The sequence below is a fragment of the Mesorhizobium sp. M2C.T.Ca.TU.002.02.1.1 genome (assembly GCF_003997225.1).
The window spans coordinates 1-5,624 of record NZ_RZTO01000388.1 but is presented as its reverse complement, the minus strand read 5'-3'; the positions used below and the strand labels follow the sequence as shown (position 1 = coordinate 5,624).

Genomic DNA, 5,624 nt, shown 5'->3' with positions numbered 1-5,624 from the left:
TGCGCGCCGGAATTCCGGAAGCAATCAACGAGTCGATGCGGCGCACCGGCATCTACCACATCATCTCGATCTCCGGCCTGCACATGGCGCTGGTCGCCGGCACGATCATGGTGCTTTTGCGCGGCGCCTTCGCGCTGTTTCCCGATTTCTCGTCGCGCCGGCCGGTGAAGAAATATGCCGCTGGTATCGCGCTCATCTCGATCGCGGCATACCTCGTGATCTCCGGCATCGTGGTGGCGGCCGAGCGAAGCTTCATCATGCTCGCCGTGATGCTCGCCGCCGTGCTCTTCGACCGCGCGGCGCTCACCATGCGCAACCTGGCGATCTCGGCCATCGCCGTGATCCTCGTCTCGCCGCATGAAGTGGTCGGCCCGAGCTTCCAGATGTCCTTCGCCGCCACCGCCGCCCTGGTCGGCGCCTATGCCGGCTTTGCCGACTATCGCGCCGGCAAAACGACCGCGCCGCCGGCAAAGCGTTCGTTCCTCGGGTTCCTGTCGCGAAAAATGGCGGTCGGTGTGGGTGGCGCCGCCGTGACGTCGCTCATCGCGGGCAGCGCGACGTTGCTGTTTGCGATCTGGCATTTCCAGCGCGTGTCGCCGCTCAGCCTGCTCGCCAACCTGGCGGTCATGCCGATCGTCTCGCTGATCGTCATGCCGTTTGCCGTGTTGAGCGCACTGGCTATGCCCTTCGGCTTCGACGGCCCGTTCCTCTTTGTCATGGGCAAGGGCCTGACGGCGATGATCGCCATTTCGGCGTGGATCTCCGAGCGCTCACCGGTCGATGCCGTCGGGCTGATCTCGATCCAGTCGGTGCTGCTGGCGACGGTCGCGCTGGTGATCGCGACGATGGCCACCACCTGGCTGAGGCTTGCCGCCGTTCCCTTTGCGCTCGCCGCGCTGCTGGCCATTCCGCATGCCCGCACGCCGGATGTGCTCATTTCCGAGGACGCGCATCTGGTGGCGATGCCGATCGGCGGCGGCGAGCTTGCCGTCAATCGCGACCGCTCCAACGAGTTCACCACCGACAACTGGAAACGTGCGCTGAAAGCCGAGACAATCGTGCCGCCGGAGACGTTCGCCAAAGATGCGCTGGACATCGCCGATCCCGTCGACCTGCCGCCCGGCTCGCCGTTCTACTGTACGGGTGATCTCTGCATCGGCCGGCATCCATCCGGCGCCATCGTCGCGCTCGCCGAAAACCGCGACAGCGCCCGGCCTGCCTGCGGCTTCGCTGATCTCATCGTCATCAACGACGCCACCGCCAACAATCCTTGCTACGATCCGCGCGTGCTTGTCGTCACCAAGCGGCAGCTGGCGCGCGACGGCAGCGCCGCCGTCTTCTTCGATCCGCAATCGGCAACCGCGCGGCCGGCCGTCCGCTATGCTGTGGAAGAGCCATATCGGCCCTGGCACGAGCAGCGGAAATACACTCGCGAAGCGAGAGGACTGCCGCCTTATCAAAAGCCTGCGCGGGCGGATGCGAAACCTTCGCGACCGGATCAGTAGCGGCGGATCAGCCCGACAAGCTTGCCCTGCACCTTGACCCGGTCCGGCCCGAAGATGCGGGTCTCGTAGGCCGGGTTGGCGGCCTCCAGCGCGATCGAGGCGCCCTTGCGGCGGAAGCGCTTGAGCGTCGCTTCCTCGTCATCGACCAGCGCGACCACGATCTCGCCCGGGCTTGCCGTGTTGGCGTTGCGGATGATGACGGTGTCGCCGTCGAAGATGCCGGCCTCGATCATCGAGTCGCCCTTGACCTCGAGCGCGTAATGCTCGCCGCCGGCTATCATGTCCGGCGGCACTGTGATCGAATGCGTCTGGTGCTGGATGGCGTCGATCGGCACGCCGGCGGCGATGCGGCCCATCACCGGAATGGATACGGCGGACCCGGCATCGTCGTCATTGCTTGGCGTCGGGGCGCGCGATGGCGTAGCCGGCTTGATCTGACGGTTGAGATTGTTCTGACCCAGGCTTCCCTGGATGACGCTCGGCGAAAACTTCTTCGCCGCATTGAGGCCGGGGGCGATCGAGTCGGGCAGCCGCAACACTTCCAGCGCGCGCGCCCGGTTCGGCAGCCGGCGAATGAAGCCGCGTTCCTCCAGCGCGGTGATCAGCCGGTGGATGCCGGACTTGGAGGCGAGGTCGAGCGCTTCCTTCATCTCGTCGAAAGACGGCGGAATCCCGCTTTCCTTCAGCCTTTCGTGGATGAACATCAGAAGTTCATGTTGTTTGCGCGTCAGCATGGCGGCCCCCACGGGTTCTGAAACCAGAATCAGAAAAACAAACCCAGAACAAACACTATCTGTTCCAGTTGTGTTCCGCAACCGTTTAAAGTTTAGTGAATTTGTTGACGTTTTGTTCAGCGTAACATCAGAACGCTGCATTCGGCGCCGGTTTCGGCGGCCGGCGCGAAAGGCTCGCGCACGATCAGGCCGTTGGCGTCGGCGAGCATCCTCAGCATCGAGGAGTCCTGGATGCCGAACGGGGTCGCGACCAGCGTGCCGGCGTCCTCGCGCACGACGGCGCGCACATAGTCCTGCCTGAGGTCATTGGCCTGCATCGCGGCGCCCAGCCGGGCCGTTCGCAGGTCTTGCCTATGGTCGCGGCCGCCGAGCCGGGCAAGCAGCGGCTTCAGGAACAGCTGCGAGCAGACGATGCTTGCCACCGGATTGCCGGGCAGGCCGATGCAACGGACGTTGCCAAGCCGGCCGAACATCAGCGGTTTGCCGGGGCGCATGGCGATCTTCCAGAAGTCGAGCTGCATGCCTTCGCCGGTCAGCACGTCATGGATCAGGTCGTGATCACCGACCGAGGCACCGCCGAGCGTGACGATGACATCGGCATTCGCCTCGACCGCTTTCCTGACCAACGCGGCGATCGCCTCCTTGCGGTCGGCGGCGATGCCGAGATCGAGCGCACGTGCGCCGACCGACTGGGCGGCTGCGGCGACGCCATAGGCATTCGACGAAATGATCTGATCGGGGCCGAGCGCGCTGCCCGGGGGCAGCAGTTCATCGCCGGTGGCGATGATTGCGACCAGCGGCCGGCGTACGACATTCAGGGCGGGATGGTTGGCCGAGGCGGCCAGCGAAAGGGCTGCCGCATCGAGCACACGGCCCTTTTCGAGCAGCACGTCGCCCTCACCGAAGTCGAGCCCGCGGCGACGTACATTGCGTGCTTGCGCGGTCGGTTCGGTGACCTCGATCTTGCCATTGCCGCGATCGCGGACGTTTTCCTGGATGACGATGGTGTCGGCGCCATCAGGCAGCGGCGCGCCGGTGAAGATGCGCACGGCCTGGCCTTCGCCGACGGTCCCGGAAAAGCGCCGCCCTGCAGGCGCCATGCCTATGACCTCGAGTTGCGCCGGCGCCGAAGCGACGTCGGCGGCGCGCGCGGCGTAGCCGTCCATGGCGGAGGCGTTGAAGGGCGGCTGCGTGCGCAGCGCCACAACCGGTTCCGCCAGGACCCGCCCGGCCGCATCCGCCAGCGGAATGCGTTCGCCCGGCAAAGGTGCTGCGCCGTCGAGCAGGCGTTCGAGCGCTTCGGCGACCGGAACCAACGCCATCAGGCATCCGCCTTGTAGTCACCGGACTTACCGCCGGTCTTCTCGACCAGCCGGACGCCGGAAATCACCATGCCGCGATCCGCCGCCTTGGCCATGTCGTAGATGGTGAGGCAAGCGACCGAGGCGGCGGTCAGCGCCTCCATCTCCACGCCGGTCTTGCCGGTGACACGGGCGAGCGCGGTGACCCTGAGGCCCGGCAGCGTGCGGTCCGGCTCGATCTCGACGGCCACTTTGGTGAGAAGCAGCGGATGGCAAAGCGGGATCAACTCATGCGTCTTCTTCGCGGCCATGATGCCGGCGATGCGCGCTGTGCCCAGCACGTCGCCTTTCTTGGCGTCGCCAGCGAGAATCATCTCCAGCGTTTCAGGCCGCATGGAGACAACGCCTTCGGCGGTCGCGGTGCGCGTCGTCTCGGCCTTGTCGCCGACATCGACCATGTTGGCTTCGCCCTTGGCGCCGAGATGGGTGAGGGCCATATCAGACGGCCTCGGCCGCTGCCTTGCCCGTCAGCAGAAGCTCGGTTGCCGCGGCCACATCGGCCTGTCGCATCAGGCTCTCGCCGACCAGGAAGGTGCCGATCTTGCTCTTCTCCAGCCGGCGGCAATCCTGATGCGTGAAGATGCCGCTTTCGCCGACCAGCAGCCGGTTCGCCGGCACCATCGGCGCCAACCGCTCGGAAGTCTCAAGGCTGGTCTCGAAGGTCCGCAGATTACGGTTGTTGATACCGATCAGCCGCGACGACAATTTTAGCGCACGCTCCATTTCAGCCTCGTTATGCACCTCGATCAGAGCGTCCATGCCGAGCTCGAAGGCGGTCGCTTCGAGGTCCCTGGCCAGCGTGTCGTCGACGCTCGCCATGATGATCAGGATGGCGTCGGCGCCCCAGGCGCGCGCTTCGTAGACCTGGTAGGGATCGAACAGGAAATCCTTGCGCAGGGCCGGCAAGCGTACCGCTGCCCGCGCGGCCGTCAGGAATTCCGGCGCGCCCTGAAAGGACGGTGCATCGGTCAGCACCGAAAGACAGGCTGCGCCACCTTTCTGATAAGCCCTGGCGAGCGCCGGCGGATCGAAATCGGCGCGGATCAGGCCTTTGGAAGGGCTGGCCTTCTTGATCTCGGCGATCAGCGCGAAGTTGCCGGCCCGGCGCTTGGCGTCGAGCGCCGCGAGGAAGCCGCGCGTCGCACCGGCATCCTTTGCCCGCGCCTTGATCTCGACGAACGGTACTTTCGCTTTCGCCGCGGCGATCTCGTCGCGCTTGTAGGCTTCGATCTTGCGCAGGATATCCGACAAGGCCTTATCCGTTCGAAATCTCGACAAGCTTGTCCAGCACGCCAAGCGCGCGGCCGCTGTCGATCGCTTGCGCCGCCGCCGCGATGCCGTCGGCCAAAGTCGTCACCTTGCCGGCCACGACCAGCCCGGCGCCGGCATTCATCAGCACCGTATCGCGATAAGCGCCGGGCGCTCCGCCCAGCATATCGCGTAATTCCTTGGCGTTGTAGGCCGCGTCGCCGCCGCGCAGCTCTTCCCTGGTGTGCCGCTTCAATCCGACGGCTTCCGGCGTCAGGGTAAAGCTGCGGATCTCGCCGCCGGCAAGCTCCGCCACCTGGGTCTCGCCCGTGGTGGTGATCTCATCATAGCCGTCGCCATGGACGACCCAGGCGTGCTCGGCGCCCAGCGCCTTCAACGTCTCGGCCACCGGCATGATCCATTCCGGCAGGAAAACGCCGACCATCTGGCGGCTGACGCCGGCGGGATTCGACAGCGGTCCGAGCAGGTTGAAGATGGTGCGGGTGCCGAGCTCGACGCGAGTCGGCCCGACATGCTTCATCGCCGGATGATGCGCCGGCGCGAACATGAAGCCGACACCGGCCTCGTGGATGCAGCGGCCGATCATTTCGGGCGAGATGTCGATCTTGACGCCCAGCGCCGTCAGCACGTCGGCGGAGCCGGTCAGCGAGGACAGGCCGCGATTGCCATGCTTGGCTACCGGCACGCCGGCGGCGGCGATGACGAAGGCCGAAGCGGTCGAGATGTTGACCGAGTGCGAATTGTCGCCGCCGGCG

General features: G+C 65.9%; 6 protein-coding genes. 1 reads left to right on the top strand and 5 read right to left on the bottom strand.

Going from position 1 to position 5,624, the window contains the following annotated elements:
• A partial coding sequence (locus EOD07_RS20085; RefSeq protein ID WP_164772374.1) for a ComEC/Rec2 family competence protein occupies nt 1–1,505 on the top strand: 1,505 nt, incomplete at its 5' end.
• Here EOD07_RS20085 and lexA read toward each other — a convergent pair.
• The 5 genes from lexA to trpD all read right to left on the bottom strand — a co-directional run.
• Nucleotides 1,499–2,239 carry a transcriptional repressor LexA gene (gene lexA / locus EOD07_RS20080; protein WP_127236707.1) on the bottom strand — a complete coding sequence of 247 codons (741 nt, stop codon included), beginning with the start codon at nt 2,237–2,239 and terminating at the stop codon, nt 1,499–1,501. The genes EOD07_RS20085 and lexA overlap by 7 nt on opposite strands.
• A gap of 116 nt (nt 2,240–2,355) precedes the next feature.
• The gene (glp, locus tag EOD07_RS20075; protein WP_127236706.1) at nt 2,356–3,561 is read right to left on the bottom strand and encodes a gephyrin-like molybdotransferase Glp; all 1,206 of its coding nucleotides are present in this window, start codon (nt 3,559–3,561) and stop codon (nt 2,356–2,358) included.
• Nucleotides 3,561–4,037: a cyclic pyranopterin monophosphate synthase MoaC gene (moaC, locus tag EOD07_RS20070; RefSeq protein ID WP_127236705.1), complete on the bottom strand. Its 477-nt coding sequence runs from the start codon at nt 4,035–4,037 to the stop codon at nt 3,561–3,563. The genes glp and moaC overlap by 1 nt, the downstream gene beginning before the upstream one ends.
• 1 nt (nt 4,038) lies before the next feature.
• A complete protein-coding gene (gene trpC / locus EOD07_RS20065) occupies nt 4,039–4,851 on the bottom strand; it encodes an indole-3-glycerol phosphate synthase TrpC (RefSeq protein ID WP_127236704.1) in 813 nt (270 codons plus the stop codon).
• A 4-nt stretch (nt 4,852–4,855) separates the two neighbouring features.
• The coding region (trpD, locus tag EOD07_RS20060) for an anthranilate phosphoribosyltransferase (RefSeq protein WP_127236703.1) at nt 4,856–5,624 on the bottom strand (769 nt) is incomplete at its 5' end.